This window comes from Ruegeria sp. AE3 (genome assembly GCF_056542225.1).
The window spans coordinates 74,304-96,877 of the sequence record NZ_JBQFZL010000004.1 but is presented as its reverse complement, the minus strand read 5'-3'; the positions used below and the strand labels follow the sequence as shown (position 1 = coordinate 96,877).

The 22,574-nt window shown below is 57.4% G+C and carries 16 protein-coding genes; 9 read left to right on the top strand and 7 right to left on the bottom strand.

Going from position 1 to position 22,574, the window contains the following annotated elements; all coding sequences use genetic code 11:
• The first annotated feature begins 11 nt into the window (after window positions 1-11).
• On the top strand, window positions 12-1,817 hold the full coding sequence (locus ACR0NZ_RS10520; protein ID WP_480518768.1) for an autotransporter assembly complex protein TamA: 1,806 nt from the start codon (window positions 12-14) through the stop codon (window positions 1,815-1,817).
• On the top strand, window positions 1,814-5,902 hold the full coding sequence (locus ACR0NZ_RS10515) for a translocation/assembly module TamB domain-containing protein (RefSeq protein WP_480518766.1): 4,089 nt from the start codon (window positions 1,814-1,816) through the stop codon (window positions 5,900-5,902). The genes ACR0NZ_RS10520 and ACR0NZ_RS10515 overlap by 4 nt, the downstream gene beginning before the upstream one ends.
• A 21-nt stretch (window positions 5,903-5,923) precedes the next feature.
• Here the strand turns inward: ACR0NZ_RS10515 and ACR0NZ_RS10510 are convergent, their stop codons facing one another.
• The 6 genes from ACR0NZ_RS10510 to ychF form a co-directional block, all read right to left on the bottom strand.
• A complete protein-coding gene (locus tag ACR0NZ_RS10510; protein WP_480518764.1) occupies window positions 5,924-6,445 on the bottom strand; it encodes a thioesterase family protein in 522 nt (173 codons plus the stop codon).
• Window positions 6,446-6,455: 10 nt separating this feature from the next.
• The gene (locus ACR0NZ_RS10505; protein ID WP_480518762.1) at window positions 6,456-7,244 is read right to left on the bottom strand and encodes a cyclase family protein; all 789 of its coding nucleotides are present in this window, start codon (window positions 7,242-7,244) and stop codon (window positions 6,456-6,458) included.
• 111 nt (window positions 7,245-7,355) lie between these two features.
• Complete coding sequence (gene fdhF / locus ACR0NZ_RS10500) at window positions 7,356-10,139, bottom strand: formate dehydrogenase subunit alpha (RefSeq protein WP_480518760.1); 2,784 nt, start codon at window positions 10,137-10,139, stop codon at window positions 7,356-7,358.
• Window positions 10,140-10,152: 13 nt separating this feature from the next.
• Window positions 10,153-11,856 (bottom strand): NAD(P)H-dependent oxidoreductase subunit E, encoded by a 1,704-nt coding sequence (locus ACR0NZ_RS10495; RefSeq protein ID WP_480518758.1) that lies wholly within the window; start codon window positions 11,854-11,856, stop codon window positions 10,153-10,155.
• A gap of 85 nt (window positions 11,857-11,941) precedes the next feature.
• Window positions 11,942-12,823, bottom strand: coding sequence for a LysR family transcriptional regulator (locus ACR0NZ_RS10490; protein ID WP_480494834.1), 882 nt, complete (start codon window positions 12,821-12,823; stop codon window positions 11,942-11,944).
• Window positions 12,824-12,888: 65 nt separating this feature from the next.
• A complete protein-coding gene (gene ychF, locus ACR0NZ_RS10485; protein ID WP_480518756.1) occupies window positions 12,889-13,986 on the bottom strand; it encodes a redox-regulated ATPase YchF in 1,098 nt (365 codons plus the stop codon).
• A gap of 200 nt (window positions 13,987-14,186) precedes the next feature.
• On the opposite strand from ychF, the gene ACR0NZ_RS10480 reads away from it, so the two are divergent.
• The 7 genes from ACR0NZ_RS10480 to ACR0NZ_RS10450 all read left to right on the top strand — a co-directional run bounded on the left by ACR0NZ_RS10480 (window position 14,187) and on the right by ACR0NZ_RS10450 (window position 20,209).
• Window positions 14,187-14,675 carry an acyloxyacyl hydrolase gene (locus ACR0NZ_RS10480; protein ID WP_480518754.1) on the top strand — a complete coding sequence of 163 codons (489 nt, stop codon included), beginning with the start codon at window positions 14,187-14,189 and terminating at the stop codon, window positions 14,673-14,675.
• A 79-nt stretch (window positions 14,676-14,754) separates the two neighbouring features.
• Window positions 14,755-15,546, top strand: coding sequence for a tryptophan synthase subunit alpha (gene trpA, locus ACR0NZ_RS10475; RefSeq protein WP_480518752.1), 792 nt, complete (start codon window positions 14,755-14,757; stop codon window positions 15,544-15,546).
• Window positions 15,547-15,691: 145 nt separating this feature from the next.
• On the top strand, window positions 15,692-16,858 hold the full coding sequence (locus ACR0NZ_RS10470; RefSeq protein WP_480518750.1) for an alpha-hydroxy acid oxidase: 1,167 nt from the start codon (window positions 15,692-15,694) through the stop codon (window positions 16,856-16,858).
• 249 nt (window positions 16,859-17,107) lie between these two features.
• Window positions 17,108-17,755 (top strand): 50S ribosomal protein L25/general stress protein Ctc, encoded by a 648-nt coding sequence (locus ACR0NZ_RS10465; protein ID WP_480473778.1) that lies wholly within the window; start codon window positions 17,108-17,110, stop codon window positions 17,753-17,755.
• Window positions 17,756-17,897: 142 nt separating this feature from the next.
• On the top strand, window positions 17,898-18,578 hold the full coding sequence (gene pth / locus ACR0NZ_RS10460; protein WP_480518747.1) for an aminoacyl-tRNA hydrolase: 681 nt from the start codon (window positions 17,898-17,900) through the stop codon (window positions 18,576-18,578).
• Between the two features lie 83 nt (window positions 18,579-18,661).
• Complete coding sequence (locus tag ACR0NZ_RS10455) at window positions 18,662-19,825, top strand: serine hydrolase domain-containing protein (RefSeq protein ID WP_480473779.1); 1,164 nt, start codon at window positions 18,662-18,664, stop codon at window positions 19,823-19,825.
• A 9-nt stretch (window positions 19,826-19,834) separates the two neighbouring features.
• On the top strand, window positions 19,835-20,209 hold the full coding sequence (locus ACR0NZ_RS10450) for a DUF2237 family protein (protein ID WP_480473780.1): 375 nt from the start codon (window positions 19,835-19,837) through the stop codon (window positions 20,207-20,209).
• Window positions 20,210-20,237: 28 nt separating this feature from the next.
• Here ACR0NZ_RS10450 and ACR0NZ_RS10445 read toward each other — a convergent pair whose 3' ends face one another.
• Entirely contained in the window at window positions 20,238-21,893 is a 1,656-nt protein-coding gene (locus ACR0NZ_RS10445) for an Ig-like domain-containing protein (RefSeq protein WP_480518745.1), read from the bottom strand.
• Window positions 21,894-22,574 lie beyond the last annotated feature (681 nt).

The following is a 22,574-nucleotide window of genomic DNA, read 5'->3' as shown; positions in this document are numbered from 1 at the left end:
TGGGGCTATTCATGCAAGGGCGCATGCCGCAAGGCCGTTTGAAGTGCTGGCTGAGTGCCATTGTCATGGCACTGACCCCGACCGCTCTGATGGCGCTGGAAACCTCTCTGACGGCGCCGGGCGCTTCAAAGGAACTTGTTGAACGTCTGAAAAAGACATCATCGGTGACAACAGCGGAAGAGCGGGGTCTGGATACGCCACTTGAGATCCTGTCTGCCGCCTTGTCGGATTACCGCACGCTTGTGCAGATCTTGTATGACGAAGGGTATTTCAGCCCGGTTGTCAGCATTAAGCTTGACGGGCAGGAAGCCGCTGAGTTGAGCTCTTTGACTGTGCCAGCCCAGATCAACAGGGCCGCAATTACCGTTGAAACCGGGCCAAGCTTCAAATTCGGCACGGCCATTGTTCAGCCCTTGGCGTCTGGCACCGTGCTGCCCGAAGGTTTCGCCCCCGGCAAACTAGCAACAACAGGGGTCATTCAAAAAGCAGGCTCGGACGGTGTGCAGGGTTGGCGGAATGCAGGCCACGCAAAAGCAAAAATTGAGGATCAGACCATTATCGCCCGTCACGCACAGGCCCGTCTGGATGCGCAGATTGATCTGGACCCGGGGCGCAGGCTGACGTTTGGCAGAATGTTCATTAAGGGCGACACGGATGTGCGCCACCGGTCCATCGAAAAAATCGCCGGTTTCCCAAGCGGGGAAGTTTACTCACCAGAAAAAATTCAGAAGGTTGGAACGCGTTTGCGCCGAACCGGCACGTTCAACGTCGTCTCATTGCAGGAACATGAGACAGCAAACCCCGACGGGACACTGGATTTCGACGCCACATTCGAAGACCTACCAAAGCGTCAGCTGACCTTTGGGCTCGAGCTGGCCTCGCGCGACGGTCTCGACGTGACCGCGACCTGGACACATCGAAACATGTTCAAACGCGCGGAGCGTCTGCGTTTTGAGGCCGCGATACGAAATATCGGTGGTTCCGAAGATCTTGATGGGCGGATCGGATTGCGTCTGGATCAGCCCGATCGTCTGGGTCCGGACGACAATACATTCTGGAACGTGTTGCTGGAGCGCCGCAACACTGAAAACTACAATGTATCGGTTGCGTCTGTGGCATATGGTGCGCGCCGCACATTCTCGGACACGCTCTATGCCGAAGCCTCGGCTGGGTTACAGTGGTCAGATGCTGACGACGCCTATGGAAGTGGCCGCAAGTTCAGGTACTTTATCCTGCCCTTCCGCTCGGAAAGGGATGAACGCGACAATAAAGTCAGCGCCACGCGCGGCTATTATCTGGATTCCGAAGTCATGCCTTTCATTGGCTTTTCCGGCACCGATACGGGCATTCGCCTGTTTGTCGACGGCCGGATCTATACCAGCCTTGGAACCGGCGGCAGGGTTGTGCTGGCAGCGCGGGCGCAACTTGGATCAGTCATTGGCCCGCCAGCAGATGGCGTTACACCCGACTTTCTGTTTTTTTCCGGTGGTGCGGGAACCGTCCGCGGGCAACCCTATGAAAGCCTTGGCATCCCGGTCGGGACCGGTGTCGCAGGCGGCAAATCGTTCCTTGGACTTTCAGGCGAGATCCGGGGCAAGGTGACAGATTCTCTGTCGTTGGTTGGGTTTTACGACTACGGTGTCGTCGATACCTCTTCCTTTATAGGAAGTGGCGCGGAAGATCATGCAGGTGCCGGTATCGGCGTAAGATATGATTTGGGCGGCTTCGGACCCCTGCGGTTTGACCTGGCCTTCCCGGTAAGCGGCTCCAGCGGCAACGGTCTGCAATTCTATATCGGGATCGGGCAAGCGTTTTGAGGCGGCACCTTTCATACCTTCTGCTGATTGGCACGCTGATGCTTGTGCCAGTGGCCGGCCCCGCGCAGGAGGACGAAGGCGGCAGCATGATCGAGCGGTTCCTACAGGACACGCTGTCGGGCGACGATCAGAATGTTACCGTCAAAGGTCTGCAAGGCGCGCTGAGTTCACGCGCCACCATTACCGAGATCACGGTGGCCGATGATGAAGGGGTCTGGCTGACCATCCGGGGAGCGGAACTGGATTGGAACCGGTTGGCGTTGATTCGTGGGCGGTTCTCGGTCAACGCGCTGACCGCACAAGAAATCGACGTCGCCCGTGCGCCGGGCACCACGACCAAGGACACACCGTCCGCTTCTGCCGAGACCCAAGCTTTTCAACTGCCTGAACTGCCCGTGGCAATCGAAATCGGCGAAATCCACATTGGCGAGCTGGCCTTGGGCAAACCTTTGATCGGCGTTGCGGCGGAACTGGCCGTCAATGGCAACCTGTCGCTGGCCGACGGGACGCTGGACACCAAACTGGACATCACCCGACTGGATCGGGCCGGTGATCAAATCTCCATAGCCGCGGGTTTTCGGAACACTGACAGCCAGATTGATCTTGACCTTCAGGTCACCGAAGCCGCGGGGGGTCTGATCTCGACCGCTTTGAAAATGCCGGACAGGCCCCCGATCGGATTGTCCGCGAAAGGGTCCGGGCCGGTGACGGATTTTACGGCCGATATCGGCCTGAGCAGTGATGGGCAGCCACGAGTGACCGGACAGGTTCGGTTGCGTTCGGCCCCAACAGCCGCGGCTAGCGCGGAGGAGGGCATCGCCTTTACCGCGGATCTGGGTGGTGACCTGACACCTTTTGTTGCTGAAAAAATGAATACGTTTTTCGGCCCCAAAACGCAGTTGATCGTGGATGGACGGGCCCTGCCTGAAGGCGCGTTGGATATCAGTGATCTGGAACTCAGTTCTCAGGCACTGAACCTGAAAGGGGCGCTGCAACTGGCGCCGGGCGGTCGGCTGCAACTGGCGGCCCTGCAAGGACGCATTACACCGCCCGAGGGGCAAAGCGTCGTCCTTCCGTTGTCAGGTGGCGACACATCGATCGAAGCTGCGCAGGTCTCTGCGTTGTTTGATGAGAAAAACGGCAATCTCTGGGATCTAAGTCTGACCGCTAACGCGGTAAAATCCAATAACCTGAACCTGCAACGCGCGCAAATTACGGCGCAGGGAACTTTGGAACAGGGTGACGTTTTGCGGATCGACGGTGATTTGCAAGCTGCTTTGGACGGTATCGACCTGACTGACGATGCCCTGAACGCAGCTATTGGAGACCGCATTACGCTGGACGGTACGTTCCAGTATGGCAGGGATCAGACCCTGAACGTGTCCGGGGTCGAGATGGTCGGCTCGGACTATGAACTGGGCGTTGATGCCGAGATCAGCGGCTTGTCCAGTGGTTTGGCCGTCGATGGAACCGCGACATTGCAGGCGACCGATCTGGCACGGTTTTCGGGTCTGGCGCAGCTGGAACTGGGCGGTCAGGCCTCTGCCCGGCTCACGGGCCAGGGTTCGCCGCTTGAAGGCAGTTTCGATGGCAAGCTGGAGGTCGAAGGGCGCGGTCTTTCCACAGGGCGCGATGACATTGACCCAGTGATCCGGGGCAACACAACAATCACGCTGGACGCAAAACGCGGTCCAGATGGCATAACGATCCGGGATTTTACGCTGATCGGCGATACTCTGCGCGCGCAGGCTGATGGTACGGTTACCACCCCTGAGGGCAGCGTGACGATTGACGGGCAAGCAACAGTCAACGCGCGGGATCTTTCCGTGTTCTCGGGCCTCGCCAAACGTGAGCTTGGCGGTGCGGTACAGGCGAAACTGGACGGCAAAGGCACTGTTCAGACGCTCGAGTTTGATGGCACAGCCAGCGTGATGAGCCGGGATGTCAAAACGGGCCTACCCGAGATTGACCCGCTGCTGGTCGGTCGGACCGAGATAAATTTCGACGGCGCGCTGAGTCAGAAGCAGATTAAAATCCGCGACGCGGTGATCAAAGGTTCAGCCATTGTGGCAAGCGCCGCGGCAACAATTGATGATCCGACGGATGCATTGGCGGTGGACGGGCAGGTCAGTCTGAACATCCCGGACCTGTCACCCTTTTCAACTCTTGCCGGGCGAGATCTTGCAGGTTCGATCATCGCGGACGTCGCAGGCAAAGGTACGGTTGGCAGCAAGGCATTTGACGTCAAAGGCAACTTGGCTGCTGATGACATCAAGTCCGGCATCAACGCGGTTGACAACCTGATCCAGGGGCGAACGAACCTGACGGTGGATGCGGTGAATGACGAGGCCGGTCTGAATATTCGCACATTCCAGCTGATCGGCACCGCCCTTTCTGCGGATGCATCCGGCAAACTGAACCGCGATGCCGGCGGATTGACCTTTTCCGCAGCGCTGGATGATCTGGGGCGGCTGTCAAAAACACTCTCCGGGCCTCTGAAACTGGACGGCAACGTCGCTCCGACACGGTCCGGGCTCGAAGGAACAGCACACTTGCTTGGGCCAGAGAGTTCCTATGCCAAAGTGTCCGGTACGGTGGACACAAATGGATCCGCTGATCTGGACTTCGATGCCAAGTTCAACCGCATCGAAAGGTTTGTGCCAGAGTTTCCCGGCACCCTTACCGCTGCGGGCAATGCCAAGCGGGACAGTGGCGTTTGGACCATCGACGCCAAGGCGCAAGGTCCCGCAGACATCGTCAGCACGGTTGCAGGCACCTTTGATGAAACCAGCAGCAATGCAGATATTTCAGCAAAGGGTGGCGTAAACCTGGGGATAGCAAACGTCTTCATCACGCCTAACAAGATTGAGGGGTCCGCGCGTTTTGATCTAGCCCTCAAAGGCCCGGCTGATCTGGCGTCCCTAAGCGGATCGATTACCACTTCGGGAACATCCCTTGCACTTCCCGGCGCAGGCCAGACCATCACCGGGATCAACGGACAGGTGGATCTGGCGCAAAGCCGTGCAACCATCACGCTGAACGGCGGGGTGCGGGCCGGTGGTGGCTTTACCGTCAATGGACCTGTCGATCTGACGCCCCCGTTCAATGCGCAGATCACGACAACAATCAACAGCCTCGTCCTGACCGATCGGCTTTTATACGAGACGACTTTGAACGGTCAGATTGCGATGACCGGCGCTCTAGCCGGGAACAGTTCGCTGGCTGGGCAGATCACCTTTGGTGAGACCAATATCAACCTCGCTGCGGCTTCGGGGGCTGTAGGTGCCGCACCGATCCCCGAAATACAGCATGTCAACGAAAGCGGTGCCAGTTTCATCACGCGCGAGCGTGCAGGTCTTGTAACCACCAAAGACAAGGGCCAAAGCACATCCCGAATAGCACTGGACATCAACTTGCTGGCACCCAAAGCCGTGTTCGTACGGGGGCGCGGTGTAAATGCCGAACTGGGTGGCCGGATTTCCATTGGTGGCACCACGACCTCGGTGGTCCCATCAGGTCAGATTGAATTGATCCGCGGTAATTTCGATATTCTGGGCCGCAGGCTGGCCCTGACCAAAGGCATCGTGACCCTACAGGGTGACTTGACGCCTTATATCGAGTTTGAATCCTCTGCCAGCACCTCGGACGGCACCGCGACCATCGAAATCGCAGGGCCGCTGGATTCACCCGAGGTCAGCGTGTTTTCCGATCCCGAACGCCCGGCTGAAGAGGCACTGGCGATGCTGCTCTTTGGGAACAGGTTCTCGGAAATCTCACCCTTCCTGATTGCGCAGATGGCCGCGTCGCTGGCGCAACTCAGCGGTGCTGGAGGGGACGCGACCAAGGGATTACGCGACTCTACCGGTGTTGATACGATTGATGTTGGTGCGTCAGACGGTGGCGCGGGCCGATTGGGTGCCGGGGCCTATCTGGGTGAAAACCTCTATACCGACTTTACCGTCAATACCGAAGGCGATACCGAGGTGAACCTGAACCTTGATGTCACCGACAATTTCTCGGTCAAGGGCACGGTTGACGGTCGCGGCGAAACGGGCATCGGAGTGTTCTTTTCAAAGGACTATTAGGATCGCTTCCGACCTCCAAAATTATTCCCGGCGAATTCCTATCGATTGGCCGATCTGCGAAGCCGGTTCCAGAGATTTATGATCATCCACCATTTGCGCAAGACGCGCCGCTGCCCAATCCGGGTAGGGTACGGATCGCCCGGTGCTGTGGCTGACATTCATGAAAAGCGCCTCTTGCGTCGCACAAATCTCGTCAGTTTCTGCCAAAAGCATCTGCGCGAAATAATGTCCTCTCTTGCTGTCAGCATCCAGCATACGGAACCTGAAATAAAACGATGAACCGTCTTTGACCTCCTGCACGAAATGCAGATGAGACTGCAGGATGTAAGGCCCCTGCCCCAACGCCTTGACCTGCACCTCGCCCAACCCGAGATGATCAACCATCAGCTTTTCCAACGCCATGTCAAAGGCGACACCGTAAAACCCGACATTCATATGGCCGTTATAGTCGATCCATTCGGGCCGTACTTCAAAGCCGCGAATTTCCACCGGCGCGGCATACGGGCCATCATGCCCGCCAGGAGGTATGGTACTAGGCTGCATTTGACCCCCTTTACTGCGCGTCTTCATCGTCAAGTATTGCCACGGCCCGGACAAATCCGGCAGAGGCCCCTTTTATCTTGAAGGGGAAACAGGAAATCTCGAACCCTGAGGGCGGCAAATCTTCCAGATTGGTCAGCTTTTCCAAGTGGCAATACCCGATGTCCATCGACGCGCGATGGCCTTCCCAGATTATAGATGGATCTCGGGTCTCAGCGTATTCCTGAGCGGTGAGCGGAAACGGGGCATCCCAACTCCAGGCGTCGGTGCCGGTGACACGCACGCCACGTTCAGTCAGAAAAAGCGTCGCCTCGCGCCCCATTCCACATCCTTTGACCAGATAGTCCGGCGCACCATAACGTGTCCCTGCAGCAGTGTTGACCACGACGATATCCAGCGGGCAGAGTTCGTGGCCGATGCGCTTCAATTCAGCTTCGACATCTGCCGCGGTAACGACATACCCATCCTCGAAGTGTCGAAAGTCCAGCTTGACGCCGGGGTTCATGCACCATTCCAGCGGCACTTCGTCGATAGTTATTGCCCGTTCACCTTTGTTCATCGTGGAATGATGGTGATACGGCGCATCCAGATGCGTGCCGTTGTGGGTCGCGATCTGCAACCGTTCGATTGCCCATCCTTCACCGTTCGGCAGGTCTTGCCGTTCCAGACCCGGAAAGAAAGACATGACCTGTTCTGCCGTCTGATCATGGGTCAGATATTCAATTTGCGGCAACATGATTGGCGGGTCAGACACGATCCCGGTTTCCAACGGAACGGACAGATCGACGAAACGGCGTGCCATAAGAAATTCCTCCACCAACATCTACGACAGGGTTGGTCGAGCGCAAGCGCCTGTCAAGAAAAGAAAAAGGCGACCTATCAGGCCGCCTTCTTTGCTTGATATGTGTTGGTTTTACTCAGCCGCAACTGCGCTTTCGATCTTTTCGACGCGAATGGCCGAGAACTTGAACTCGGGGATCTTGCCATAGGGGTCGATGGCCGAATTGGTCAGGATGTTCGCCGCCGCCTCAACATAGGCAAACGGGATGAACACCATATCCTCGGCAATCGCCCGGTCCGCGCGAACCATGATCTCAATCGAACCACGACGTGTGGTCAGGCGGATCATATCGCCCGGCTCGATTCCCATAAGCTTGAGCGTACGTGGATTCATCGAACAGTTCGCCTCCGGCTCCACCGCGTCCAGAACATTGGACCGGCGGGTCATCGAGCCGGTGTGCCAATGTTCCAGCTGACGGCCAGTGGTGGCGATCATCGGGTATCCCTCGTCCGGGGCCTCATCCGGCGGAATGACGCTGGCGGGAGTGAACTTCGCCTTGCCGCCCGAACGGGGGAAACCATCCCCGAACACGATGGCCTGACCCGGATCGGTTTCGCTGAGCGACGGGTAGGTAATCGTCTCGGTCTCCAGACGCTCCCACGTGATGTTGTCAAGCGACGCCATGGTCAGTTTCATCTCGGCAAAGACCTGCGACACATCGGTGTAGTCCCAATTCAGCCCGATGCGCTGTGCCAGCTCAACCGTGATCTTCCAATCTTCGCGCGCCTCACCCGGAGGGGTAACGGCAGGCCGTACACGCTGTACCTGACGGTTGGTGTTCGACACCGTGCCGTTCTTTTCATAGAGCGCCGAGGCAGGCAGGATGATATCGGCATAGTTCGCCGTCTCGGTCAGGAAGATGTCCTGCACGATCATCAGATCCAGTTTGGCCAGTGCCGCGCGGGCGTGGTTCACATCCGGATCGGACATGGCCGGGTTTTCACCCTGAATATACATGCCCTTGATGTTGCCCGCATATGCCTGATCGATGATCTCGGTCACCGTCAGACCCTTCTCGTTCGAAAAGTCATCCGAATGCCAGACATCATTGAACTTGGCGCGAACACCGTCGTCAGTCACCGACTGATAGTCCGGCAGGAACATCGGGATCAGGCCCGCATCCGATGCGCCCTGCACGTTGTTTTGCCCTCGCAACGGGTGCAGGCCTGCGCCGGGTTTACCGACATTGCCGGTCATCAGAGCCAGCGAAATCAGACAGCGCGAGTTGTCGGTGCCGTGAATATGTTGGCTGACGCCCATGCCCCAGAAGATCAGGCCCGCTTTGGCCTGTGCAAAGGTGCGGGCGACCCGGCGCAGTTGATCCGGTTCAATACCACAGATCGGTGCCATCGCTTCGGGCGTGAAGGCGCGCAGGTGCTCTTTCTCGGCCTCCCAGTTCTCGGTCCAGCGATGGATGTACTGGCTGTCATACAGCTCTTCCTCGACGATCACGTTCATGATTGCGTTCAGCATCGAGACATCCGCGCCAGGGCGGAACTGCAGCATTTCGTCGGCGAACTTGCGCATACCAACGCCTCGGGGGTCCATCACGATCAGCTTGCCGCCACGCTTGGCGAACTGCTTGAAATAGGTCGCCGCGACAGGGTGGTTCTCGATCGGATTTGAACCGATGATGATCGCCACATCGGCGTTCTCGATCTCGTTGAAGGTCGCCGTCACCGCGCCCGAACCCACATTCTCGATCAGCGCCGCAACGGATGAGGCGTGGCACAAACGGGTGCAGTGATCGACATTGTTGTGCTTGAAGCCCTGACGGATGAACTTCTGGAACAGATACGCCTCTTCGTTGGTACACTTGGCCGAACCGAAGCCTGCAACCGAGCGTGGGTCTTTGGCACGCAGGGCCATCAGCTTGGTCGCGGCCAGATCCATCGCCTCTTCCCAGGTCGCTTCACGGAAATGGGTCAACAGATCGCCCGGATCGACGTTCAGACCCTTGGCGGGCGCATCCTCGCGCCGGATCAGCGGTTTGGTCAGGCGGTGTGGGTGGTGGATGTAGTCAAAGCCAAAGCGACCTTTGACGCACAAACGACCTTCGTTTGCGGGGCCGTTGATGCCCTCGACATACTTCACCTTGCCGTCCTTGACCTTCAGCGACACCTTGCAGCCCACACCGCAGAACGGGCAGACGCTTTCGGTCTCGCTATCGTAATCCTTGCTGTCCCCCTGCTGCTGGTCGTCCAGCACGGTCGCAGGCATCAGCGCACCGGTGGGACAGGCCTGAACACATTCACCGCAAGCAACACAGGAGGAGGTACCCATCGGGTCATTCTGGTCAAACACCACCTGCGCCGTATGACCACGACCGGCCATGCCAATCACGTCATTCACCTGCACTTCGCGGCAGGCCCGAACACAAAGATTGCAGTTGATACACGCATCCAGATTGACACGCATCGCCACATGGCTGTCATCCAGCAGCGGGATTTTCTCGGCCTCTTTCGCAGGAAAGCGGCTGTTGCTGACATCGTTCAACTTGGCCATATCCCAGAAATGGCTGGATACGTCATGCGGCTGCTCGGGCTGGTCAGCCACGAGCAATTCCATCACCATGGCGCGCGATTTTTCGGCGCGGTCGGTGTCGGTCTTGACCACCATCCCATCGGCCGCCGGGCGGATGCACGAGGCGACCAAAGTACGCTCGCCCTCCACCTCGACCATGCAGGCGCGGCAGTTGCCATCGGGGCGGTATCCCGGTGCAGGCTTGTGGCACAGATGCGGGATCACCAGGCCCCGGCCATTGGCCGCTTCCCAGATCGTGGTGCCCTCGGGCACAGTGACGTCATCGCCGTTCAGGTTGAAGGTGACGGTCTTGGTTGGGCTTGCGTCAAGCATGGCTCTGTCTCCCTCAGATTTCGTCAGCGAAATGTTTCATGACCAGACGGATGGGGTTCGGGGCCGCCTGCCCCAGACCGCAGATCGAGGCATCACCCATGACCTGGCACAAATCTTCCAACAGATCGGTATCCCACTTGTCGGCCTGCATCAGCTTGACCGCCTTTTCGCAGCCTGCCCGGCAGGGGGTGCACTGGCCACAGCTTTCATCCTCGAAGAACCGCAGCATGTTCAGCGCAGCATCGCGGGCGGTGTCCTGATCGGACAGAACCACAACGGCGGCAGACCCGATGAAAGTGCCAAGCGGCTGAAGCGTGTCGAAATCGAGCGGGACGTCGTCAATGCCCGAGGGGAGAAGACCTGACGACGGCCCGCCCGGTTGATACGCCTTGAACACATAGCCATCAGCCATGCCGCCGGCGGCATCAATCACATCAAGAATGGTCGAACCTGCGGGCAGTAGGTAAACGCCCGGCTTCGCCACACGCCCCGAGACCGAATAACTGCGCAGGCCCTTGCGGCCGTTCTTTTCAACAGAGTTCAGAATCTGCGGCCCTTCGCGGCAGATTTTTGAGACCCAATAAAGCGTCTCGACATTGTGCACCAAGGTCGGACGGTTAAAGACCCCAACCTGCGCGACGAACGGCGGACGATGGCGCGGCAGGCCTTTCTTGCCCTCAATCGATTCGATCATCGCGGATTCTTCGCCGCAGATATAGGCACCGGCACCCCGTCGCAGGTCGATGTAACCCTTTGCGACGATACCGGCATCTTCCAATGCCGCAATCTCACGACGCAGAATTTCCAGTACTGCCGGGTATTCGTCGCGCATGTAGATGAAACAGGTCTCGGCCTCGACCGCCCATGCCGCGATCAACATACCTTCCAAGAAGACATGCGGCGTGCGCTCCAGGTAATAGCGGTCTTTGAATGTGCCGGGTTCACCCTCATCGCCGTTCACGGCCAGATAGCGCGGGCCGTCGTTCATGCGAACAAAGCCCCATTTCTTGCCCGACGGGAAGCCAGCGCCGCCCAGACCACGCAGGCCCGAGGCCAGAACAGTTTCCTGGACTTCTTCCCAGTTCCCGCCGTTGCGCAGATCTTTCAGCTTGGCGTAGCCGCCGTTGGCCTCATAGGCCTCGAAGGTCTCATAGTCGGGCAGATGCGCATGGGTGTCCCCTGCCGCAATCGCCGACTGCACCTTTTCGGGGGTCGCATGGTCGATGTGGTTGTGGCCGATCTCCAATACCGGAGCGGTATCGCAACGCCCCATGCAGGGCGCGCGAACAACGCGAACTTCGGCAGGGTCCAAACCGTCTTCCAGCGCCTTCTGCAACTGCTGGGCACCGGCCATTTCGCAGGAGAGGGAATCACAAACCCGGATGGTCAATGCCGGAGGAGGCGTCTCACCTTTTTTCACCACATCGAAATGGGCATAGAAAGTCGCGGTTTCATAGACCTCGGCCTGACCGATCCGCATTTCCACGGCAAGCGCCGCAATATGGTCGGCGCTGATATGACCGTGTTCGTCCTGAATCAAATGCAAAAACTCGATAAGCAGGTCGCGGCGACGCGGGCGATCACCCAGCAGGCGTGTGATTTCAGCCTGCGCCTCATCCGTGAACTGACGGCCCTTGGGTGTGTGCCGCCCCTTGCCTTTACCTGACTTCCAGACGCCCTTGGGTGTGCCTGATGGCTTGGTATCTAATGGTGCCATGATGCCCTCCGATTGAGGTTCCGTCTCTCATCAGGCAAACATATCGTCAAATCGCTTTTCGCAATCGCACGATAACGACGCCTTATCACCGCAAAGAGGTCACCACATCCCGCAAAGCCTTGACGGTTGGCAGCTCGGGATCCCGGCTGAGGGTTGCCAGACAAATCGGTTTGCTGACAACAGGTTCAATCAGCGGCAACACTTTCGTTCCCTTCAAATCGCCCAGCGCGCGCACCAAAACCCGAGGGACAACCGTCGCTGCCAGCCCTTCACGCACCATGACCATCGAAGCCGTGAAACCGCTGGTTTCGGCCACGATGTCAGGGTGCAGCCCCTGTTCGGCAAACACCCGGTCCAGAATTCGCCGGTTCTGCATCTGCGGCTCCAATAGGCTGAGCGGAAATTCTGCGACCTGCGCCCACGGAATCGGGCCGGTCTGGTCCGTCAAATGCGTGGGCACCAACAACACATAGGTTTCCTCGTAAAGAGGGTGAACCTGCCGGAAATCGGTGCCAATACTGTCACCATAGGTTACCCCGGCATCTAGGCTGCCTTCGTCCAGCCGGTGTTGAATTGCGGTGGCGGACATGGTTTCAATGCGTGTGACGATACGAGGATGCGCGTCACGCAGCCTTTTGACCAACCGCCCCGTGAAGGCGATTGCGGTCGGGATCACGCCAAGGATCAGTGTGCCCGTAATCTCGCCCTTGGCAGCAAGCACCTGCTGTTCCAGCGCCTTGGTGTCGTCCAGAATGCGCCGCGCCCGCTGGACGATCATCTCGCCCTCTTCGGTCAGCCCTTGAAAGCGGTTGGCGCGGCGGACGATGGAGACACCCAACCGATCCTCAAGATTGCGGATGCGCATAGAAAACGCAGGCTGTGAAATCCCGCACTCCTCGGCCGCCTTGGCAAAATGCCGATGCCGCGCCAAAGCGCTGAGCAGTTGCAGGTCGCGGATTTCGATCAAGGAAAGCTCCAATGCTGCGGATAGGGCAGGATACCCCGCTCACCCGACAGGAACAGCCCAATTGATCAGGTATTAAACAAAAAGTGCATCACATCGCCGTCCTTGACGATATAGCCTTTACCCTCTGCCCGCATCTTACCCGCCTCTTTCGCGCCGTGTTCGCCATTGGCAGCGACATAGTCGTCATAGGCGATGGTCTCGGCGCGGATGAAGCCCTTTTCGAAATCGCCATGGATCACACCTGCTGCTTGCGGTGCAGCGGTGCCGGTGCGGATGGTCCAGGCGCGGGCCTCTTTCGGGCCGACGGTGAAATAGGTTTCCAGCTTTAGCAGATCGTAACCGGCGCGGATCAGACGGTCCAGGCCGGGCTCTTCCAGTCCCATTTCCTCAAGGAACATCTGGGCTTCGTCCTCATCCAGCAGGCTGATTTCTTCTTCGATCTTGGCGCTGATAATCACATGGGCATTGCCCTGAGCAGCAGCCATATCGGCCACGCGGGCAGAGAATTCGTTGCCTTTTGCGGCGTCTTCCTCGGACACGTTGCAGACGTACAGAACCGGTTTGGTGGTCAGAAGTTGCAACATCGTCCACGCCTTGGCGTCTTCGTCGCTGACGTCGACCAGACGTGCGGGCTTGCCGCTTTCCAGCATGGCCTGCGCCTGGGCCAGCAGGCGATCCTGCTGCTGCGCTTCTTTGTCGTTGCCCTTCAGCTTGCGCACCAGATTGGCCCGACGCTTTTCGATGCTTTCCAAATCGGCCAGCATCAACTCGGTTTCGATCGTGTCAGCGTCCGCAACCGGATCAACGCGCCCGTCTACATGTGTCACGTCGCCGTCTTCGAAACAGCGCAGCACATGGGCAATCGCATCCGTTTCGCGAATGTTCGCCAGAAACTGGTTGCCCAGCCCTTCGCCCTTTGACGCGCCTTTTACCAGACCCGCGATATCCACAAAAGTCATCCGCGTTGGGATGATCTGTTTTGAGGATGCAATCGCCGCCAACTTGTCGAGGCGGGCGTCGGGAACCGCAACATCCCCGACATTTGGCTCGATGGTGCAGAACGGGAAGTTCGCGGCCTGCGCAGCTGCGGTTTTGGTCAGCGCATTGAACAGGGTCGACTTGCCGACATTCGGCAGACCCACGATTCCCATTTTAAAGCCCATCACGGCCTCCTGCATAGAATACGATCGCAGCTTCTATGCAGGTCCGCCTGATTGCGCAAGGGATTGCTGGCGGCTCTTTGGCAGAGTCCATTTCGCCACATCACAAAATTGTTTGGAAAACGTGTTCTTGCCGAAATTGAAAAACGACGGCTACGAATACCAGTTAATAGCGCACGATCACTTTTTGTTGGCGGACACAGATGAAACACTTTTTTCTTGCAACCGTACTGGCGGCAACGGCCTGCGCGTCAGCCCAAGCCCAGACCGTTGTTTTTGGTGCCGGATACGCGGACTATTCTGAAGACACATCTGAAGATCAGGGTCTGATCTCGATCGAATACCACCACACGCCATTTCATCAGGCCACGCGGTTTCGCGCCGGTTTGGGCGCGGCCCTAACCGTAGATGAGGATGGGGACACGCATATCGGCGCGGGCCTGATCGGGCAGTATGCGCTAAGCGATCGCTGGTTCGTGGAAGGCAGCGTGATGCCTGGGTATTATAACGCCAGCAACGACCTGAATGATTTGGGGGGCGATTTCCAGATTCGCAGCCTTTTGGGACTTGGCTATAACCTGAACAATGGCAATAGCGTGTCTGTCGCACTTACCCATAAATCCAACGCCAGCACAAATGACGAGAACCCGGGCGTGAATGCCCTGCTGGTACGCTATCATCTGGGCTTCTGATCCATTCCTGTCCGGGCGGGATTGATTTTCGGTCAAAGTTTCTGCACATCAGGTCGAAACCCGAGTGCAAGGACATCCGATGACCCGTATCGACGCCAAGTTCGCCGCCCTGAAAGCTGAAGGCAAGAAGGCCTTTGTCGCCTATGTCATGGCCGGGGATCCCGACTATGACACTTCGCTTGAAGTGGTCAAAGGCCTGCCTGGTGCTGGCGTGGATGTTATCGAGCTGGGCCTGCCCTTTACCGACCCGATGGCCGACGGCCCTACTATTCAGGCCGCAGGCCAACGTGCGCTTGAGCGGGGCATGACCTTGCAACGCACATTGGATCTGGCACGAACGTTTCGGGAAACGGACGATACAACCCCCATTGTCCTGATGGGGTATTACAACCCAATCTACAGCCGGGGTGTTGACGCGTTTCTGGCCGATGCAAAAGCGGCAGGGATTGACGGTTTGATCGTGGTGGACCTTCCCCCCGAGGAGGACGCAGAACTCTGCCTGCCCGCGCAAGCGGCAGGTCTGAATTTTATTCGCCTGGCGACCCCGACTACGGATGACAAACGCCTGCCACGTGTTCTGCAAAACACTTCTGGCTTTGTTTATTATGTCTCGATCACCGGGATCACTGGCGCAGCCGAGGCAGAAGCAACCGATGTTGGCCCCGAGGTTGCCCGCATCAAGGCCGCGACCGATCTGCCGGTGATCGTGGGGTTCGGGATCAACACGCCTGAGAAATCGCGCAATATTGCCTCGGTGTCGGATGGCGCGGTGGTCGGGTCAGCGATCGTCAGCCAGATCGGCGCAGGTAAACCTGTGGCCGACGTGCTGACCTTTGTGAAATCTCTTTCGGATGGCGCGCACAGCGCCTGATTTCGCAGCCAACATGCGAGAATGATGACCCGTCGCGGATACCGCGGCGGGTTTTTTGTGACCCTTCACTGTGACGTCAAGACATTGCAGCCTTGGGAATGAATTGGTAAGGAAAACTAACCAAAGTGAGCGGAGCCCTGTTTTCATGCCTGTGATCACCAATATCGAAGACCTCAAACGCATATATGAACGCCGCGTGCCTCGTATGTTCTATGACTACGCCGAAAGCGGCAGCTGGACAGAACAGACCTTTCGCGACAACAGCACCGACTTCGAAAAAATTCGCCTGCGCCAAAGGGTTGCGGTCGACATGTCCGGTCGGTCGACAACTTCGCAAATGATTGGCGAAGACGTTTCAATGCCCGTGGCGCTTGCCCCGGTCGGGTTGACGGGGATGCAACATGCAGACGGAGAGATGAAGGCCGCCAAAGCCGCCGAGGAATTTGGTGTACCCTTTACGCTGTCCACCATGTCCATCAACTCGATCGAAGATGTGGCCGGGTATACCGACAAGCCATTCTGGTTCCAGCTTTATACAATGAAAGACACGGACTACATCAACCGCCTGATCCAGCGGGCAAAAGATGCCAGATGTTCCGCACTGGTGATCACGCTCGACCTGCAAATTCTGGGCCAACGGCACAAGGACCTGAAAAACGGTCTGTCGGCCCCGCCCAAACTGACGGCAAAAACCATCGCCAACCTGATGACCAAATGGGCCTGGGGCATTGAAATGCTGCGGGCCCAGCGTCGCGAGTTCGGCAACATCGTGGGGCATGTGCATGGTATTTCGGACGCATCGTCATTGGGGGCCTGGACCGCAGAACAGTTCGACCCCAGCCTGGACTGGTCCAAGGTTGAAAAACTGATGGAGCAATGGGGCGGGAAAGTGATCCTCAAGGGCATCCTTGATGCGGAGGACGCAAGGATGGCCGCCAAGCTGGGTGCCGATGCGATTGTCGTGTCAAACCATGGTGGGCGTCAACTTGACGGCGCGCTAAGCTCAATTCGTGTCCTGCCCGAGATCATGGATGCGGTCGGTGGCGATATCGAGGTGCATCTGGACAGCGGCATCCGGTCCGGGCAAGACGTGCTCAAAGCCTTGGCGCTTGGGGCAAAAGGGACCTATGTTGGCCGCGCGTTTGTGTATGGTCTGGGTGCCATGGGTCAGAAAGGTGTCACCACGGCGCTTGAGCTGATCCAGAGGGAGCTTGACACCACAATGGCGCTTTGTGGTGAGAAAAACGTGGCCGCGTTGGGGCGCCACAATCTGCTGATACCCGAAAACTTTGGGGGCCGCTGGCAAGCGTAACCGGTTAAACAGAGGGGCTCTGCCCCCGACGCCCGTTCCGGGCGCCTCCCCCGGGATATTTTTGGCCAGATGAAGCTGGGGATCCTTCATCCGTCCGCCAGATAGACACTCGGGGATAGGCGGTGGAACCCAGCCGAACGGCATGGCAAGAAATACCTCTTTCCAAATCGTGTGAATCAAGCTAAGGACGCGGCTTCACGCGGGTATACAGCCTTGGAGGATGCCCGCCCTAACATTGGAGAATATATCATGGCTGGTGAGATTCCTGATCTCGTAGCTCTGGAACGGACGGGGACAGGCAAGGGCGCCGCTCGTCAGGCACGCCGCGACGGCATGGTTCCGGGCATCGTATTTGGTGGTGACAAAGATCCGTTGCCAATCCAGATCCCGTTCAACGTCCTGTTCAAGCGCCTGAAAGCGGGCCGGTTCAAGTCGACCTTGTGGAACCTGAAAGTTGAAGGCCACGATGACGTGCGCGTCATCTGCCGCGACGTTCAGCGTGATGTCGTCAAAGACCTGCCGACCCATCTGGACCTGATGCGCCTGCGCCGGACCACCAAGATCGCGTTGTTCATCCCCGTTGAGTTCATCAATGAAGGGGTGGCCCCTGGCATCAAAAAGGGTGGCGTTCTGACCGTTGTCCGCCCGGAAGTCGAACTGATCTGCACCGCCGGTGACATTCCTGAAAAGATCACTGTTGATCTGACCGGTCTGAACATCAATGACGTCGTGACCATTTCGTCGGTTGAACTGCCTGAGGGCACCAAACCGACCATCGATCGTGACTTTGTGATTGCCAACATCTCGGCGCCGACTGGTCTGTCCACCAGCGACGACGATGAAGATGGTGAAGTTGCAGCCGATGAAGTCGAAGTTGTCAGAAAAGAAGAAGAATAAGTCTGGAACAATGTTTCCGACTTTGAAGCGGGGCTCGGGTGAGCCCCGTTTTTTTTACGGGTTCAGTCATCAGGCCTGACTGGATTTCCTGACGATTTCCGGGCATGAAATGGCTTTGGAGCTACAGAGGCAAAACGGAAACATGAAGCTGTTTGTTGGATTGGGAAACCCGGGCCAGAAATATGCCCGGAACCGGCACAATATCGGGTTCATGGCCCTGGACCGGATCGCAGAGGATCACGGGTTTGGCCCCTGGAAATCGAAGTTTCAGGGCGAGATTTCGGAAGGTCGACTTGGCACCGAGAAAGTCCTGCTGTTGAAACCGCAAACCTACATGAACCGTTCGGGTCAATCCGTCGGCGAGGCGATGCGATTTTACAAGCTCGACTCCACCGACGTTGTTGTGTTCCATGACGAGCTGGACCTTGCTCCGGGCAAGCTGCGTGTCAAGGCAGGGGGCGGGCACGCCGGGCACAACGGTCTGCGCTCGATCCATGAGCATATCGGGGCGGCTTATGATCGCGTGCGCCTTGGGATCGGGCATCCGGGCCGCAAGGAAATGGTGTCGGGATATGTCCTGAACGACTTTGCAAAATCCGAAGCCGAATGGCTGGACGACGTTCTTTGGGGTGTTTCGGACGGAGCACCCTACCTGGCACAGGACGAGGGCGGCAAGTTCATGAATGCGGTTGCATTGCGCACTGCCCCGCCGCGATCATCAAAGAACGCTGCCCCAAAAACCGACACACCTTCAACAGGCGCACCCGACGCCGCGGACGATGACCGGTCGGCGATGCAGAAGCTTTTGGACAAATTCAGGTAGCACGTCGGCCTCTTTCCGTTACGTAGAGGTTGCGGAATGTGATCTCCCGCGTTCCAATACCGCTCAACTAGGGAGGCAATGCGATGAAATCCATCTTGAAGTGGGTGCTGCGCATCGTGCTGGCGCTGGTTCTGGCCGCCACTGCCGTCGGGCTGTGGAAACGCGAAGAGTTGCAGCGCCTTTTAGCCGTAAACTCTTTATTTTCTGAAGAGAAGATCGTTCACAATTTCTCGCACATGGACGAAGCTTTTCTAACCGTGAACCTGCCGCGTGGCGACGCACCTACCTGGGACCTGCCTTATGGCGAAGGGTTCGAGCTGCCGGAGGGAACCGACAGCTGGATCGATGAACGCGCGGTCACGTCGTTGCTGGTTATGCAGGACGGCAAAATCAGGTTCGAGGAATATTATCTTGGAACCGGGTCTGATGACCGGAGGATTTCCTGGTCGGTCGCCAAAAGCTATCTTTCGGCGCTTTTCGGTATCCTGCTGCAAGAGGGTGCAATCGGGTCGTTGGATGACCCGGTTGTCAAATATGCGCCCAAACTGAAGGGCAGCGCGTATGAGGCTGCATCGATCCGCAACGTGCTGAACATGGCAAGCGGCGTGACGTTTGATGAAGATTATCTCGACCCAAATTCCGACATCAATCGGATGGGGCGTGTGGTTGCGCTGGGTGGTGAGTTGGACGATTTCGCAGCCTCGCTGCGGGACAGCTTTGCGACGCCGGGTGAAACCTGGCAATACGTGTCGATCGACACCCATGTTCTGGGCATGGTGATACGCGGTGCGACCGGGCGGAACGTGGCAGACCTTCTGACGGAAAAGATACTTCAACCGTTGGGGCTGGAGCGGGACGGATACTACATCACTGATGGTGCAGGGGTCGCTTTTGTTTTGGGTGGCCTCAACTTCACCACGCGTGATTTCGCCCGGTTCGGACAAATGATCCTTCAGGACGGCATCGCGAACGGAAAGCAACTGGTTCCTGCCGAATGGATTTTCGAAGCCACCCAACCCAGCGCGCCGACCGCACAAGGAGAGATCGGGTACGGGTATCAATGGTGGATTCCCCGCGGCGCACATGAAGGAGAGTTTCTGGCCCGCGGTGTCTATGGTCAGTACATCTATTTCAACCAGCCCAGGGGCGTTCTAATTGTGACAACTGGTGCAGACAGGCTGTTCCGTGAACCCAGCGTAAATGATCTTAACATCGAAATGTTCCGCAAGATTGCGGAAAGTCTGTAAGATGCCATTATGCAGAAACAAGACAGTGTAAATGTACTGGGTGGCTTTTTGGCCCCTTGCTCACGCGACCCTTTGACAGGGTTTTTCCGGGATGGCGCGTGCAATACCTGCGCCGAGGATCAGGGTAGTCACACAGTCTGCGCCGTGATGACAGCCGAATTTCTGGCGTTCTCAAAATATGTGGGTAATGATCTGAGCACGGCACGGCCCGAATTCGGCTTTCCCGGCCTTCGCCCAGGTGACAGCTGGTGTTTATGTGCAAGCCGGTTTTTGCAAGCTCATGACGAAGGATGTGCGCCACAGGTTCATCTGGAGGCGACACATCAACGCGCGCTTGAAATCGTACCGCTCGACATTCTGCTCCAAAACAAGGCGAAGACCTGACGGACTCCCAAAATAGCACACGGCGGATTCAGAATGCCATTTGCCAGATCAGGCTGACACTGTAGTTTTCAAATCCGCTTTCACCGATACCATCATAGAACAGATTTGCGGCCAGAAGGCTGTCGTTTTCCAGTCGGTAGTCAAAACCCAGATCAGCGCGTGCACGGGCCGTATCCCCTATCGGTGTCACGCCAGGAACAGTGCCTGTGCCGGATGTTGTGCTCCAAATACCAGATAGACCACCGGTCAGCATCATCTGACCGCGCGACACTTGGATTGGATGGCTGAAATCCATGCCCAACCGTGCGGTGGTCAGGCTGAAATCCTGCTGCGGAATCAGGTTGCCCAGACTATCAGTATAAGTCTCCTGATTGTCGCTGGCATAGCTGATGTCCAGCAGCGGCATAAGCGTCAGGTTCCCGCGCTTCATCTCTCCGGTTACGCGCGACTGGATCAGCCAGCGCTCGCTATCGAAACTGTCGGTATAGGTGCCCAGCGGGGAAATATCGTTATCGGCCTGACCGTACAGAACGCGCCCCTCGAAAAACACCGGCTGGCTAGGTAGTTTTGCGACGACATAAGGCCCGACCAGCCACCCTGTGCCATCCACGCTGGCCGGGCCGTTTTCGGTTTCGGCATAGTCGATCTGCAACATGGCGCCGATCAGAAGGTTCGAGTTCACCCAGCCATGCGCCCCCACCACGGCCAAGGCATAAGAACTGTCGTATTCGTTTTGCGAGCTCCAGTTACCGGACAGATTGAACCAGACCGGTTGAGTTGGATCACTTGCAAATTTCAGATACCCCGATCCCTGCGTCACTGATGAGTCCAACGCACCTGATCCCGATTGCTGGAGAAACTGCGTCAGCTCTGGCTGATTGGTCACAAGGCTGTTGGCCCGGGCGTTCTGAAAGGCCTGCACCAGTCGCTGTGTATCCGTTACGCCCTGTTGTGTGCTGACCCTGTTGGATGCAAGATTCAGGTTCCCGGCGGCATCAGAAAAAACGCCAGCGGGAATAAACAGCTCAATTGTACCGTTATTTTGCGCAGTCAACGTTGCGACATAATTGGTTCCGGACCCTGTCAGGGTGGCTGAAGCATTGGTAACCGACAAGTCACCCACTGTGAAATCTGTGCTGGGTTCACTAAGTGTGATCACCGCTTGGAACGTACCGTTGCCGATTGTTGTCAGTGCACCGATTGAGGCCGTCGGCTGCGTCGTGTCGGCCAAAGTCCGCGTGTTGATAATCTGGGTATTCGTGACGCCGGACAGCGCGATTTCATAAAGGTAAAGCGGCCCTCCGACGGTTTCGCGCGCGGTGAACATGACCCCAAGATAGCCATCAGTGGCGTAAGTGGAGTCCGCTCCGTTCTGGCTGAGTATCGTCGCGCCAATATACCCCAGATTGGCCAATCCTGCCGGCGTTATCGAAGGTTGAGTCAAAACACCATTGTTGAAATAGAACGATCCTCCGGGGCCTTCTCCCGAAACGCCCAAAGACATAAACGCTGTCGCAGTGCCTTGGAGATTGGAAAAGAAAATCTGCCCGCCGTTAGGTGTTGCGACTGTCTGGGACGGAAAGGACGGGTTGCCAAATGCCAGACCCTCTTTGACGCTTCCCATCAAAAGCGCGGAAACCAGAAGACAGAGACATGACAGCCTCGTGATTGCGGACCAAACCATATTACCTCCTACAGCACCGCGTGGGTGCCAAACACCAGAGTGCCCGGGGTCAAAATCACATCCCAAGCAGCGTCATCCTTGCCCCGTCTTCGCAGAGACATCCCCAGAACCGGCGGCAAATCGCCGGTTAATGAGAAGTTAATTCAATTGGAAGACGCTGTATAGAACGCTGCGAGATTCAACTGGGGCGTGCGGACCACACAGTGTTGCTGGAACAACCGGGTTTTGACCTGAACCAACTCGCAGACAGCTTGAAACATCCAATTTTTACTGTGTCGTCGCGTGGAGAAAGAACCGTGAGACAGGCAGCGCTGGAAATTCGCCTGCAAAAACAGAAGGGACATAATCGCTGACAGTTCAGCAGTTTTACAACAGTATGACTCCAGTTGCCACACTGACCACCATTTGGAAACCTTCAGGCACAAGTTGAACAGGGCGATATCGCTTGTGGACGATTCTTTGCACGGGCTCCATCGGGTCCAAAAGGATCGCTTGCGAGGGCGAGCACGCGTGACAAAACCGGATGCCGCGCCAGGGCAGGAACAACATCCGGCTGCGCCCGGCAATACAGCAATCAGATTCGAAAGCCATTTCAAAGGGGCATTACAATCACGGGTGGACCGAAGGGTTTTCCCCGCTGCTTGTTCGATCAAGATTGTCAACCGGGGCATATAGCCCCGG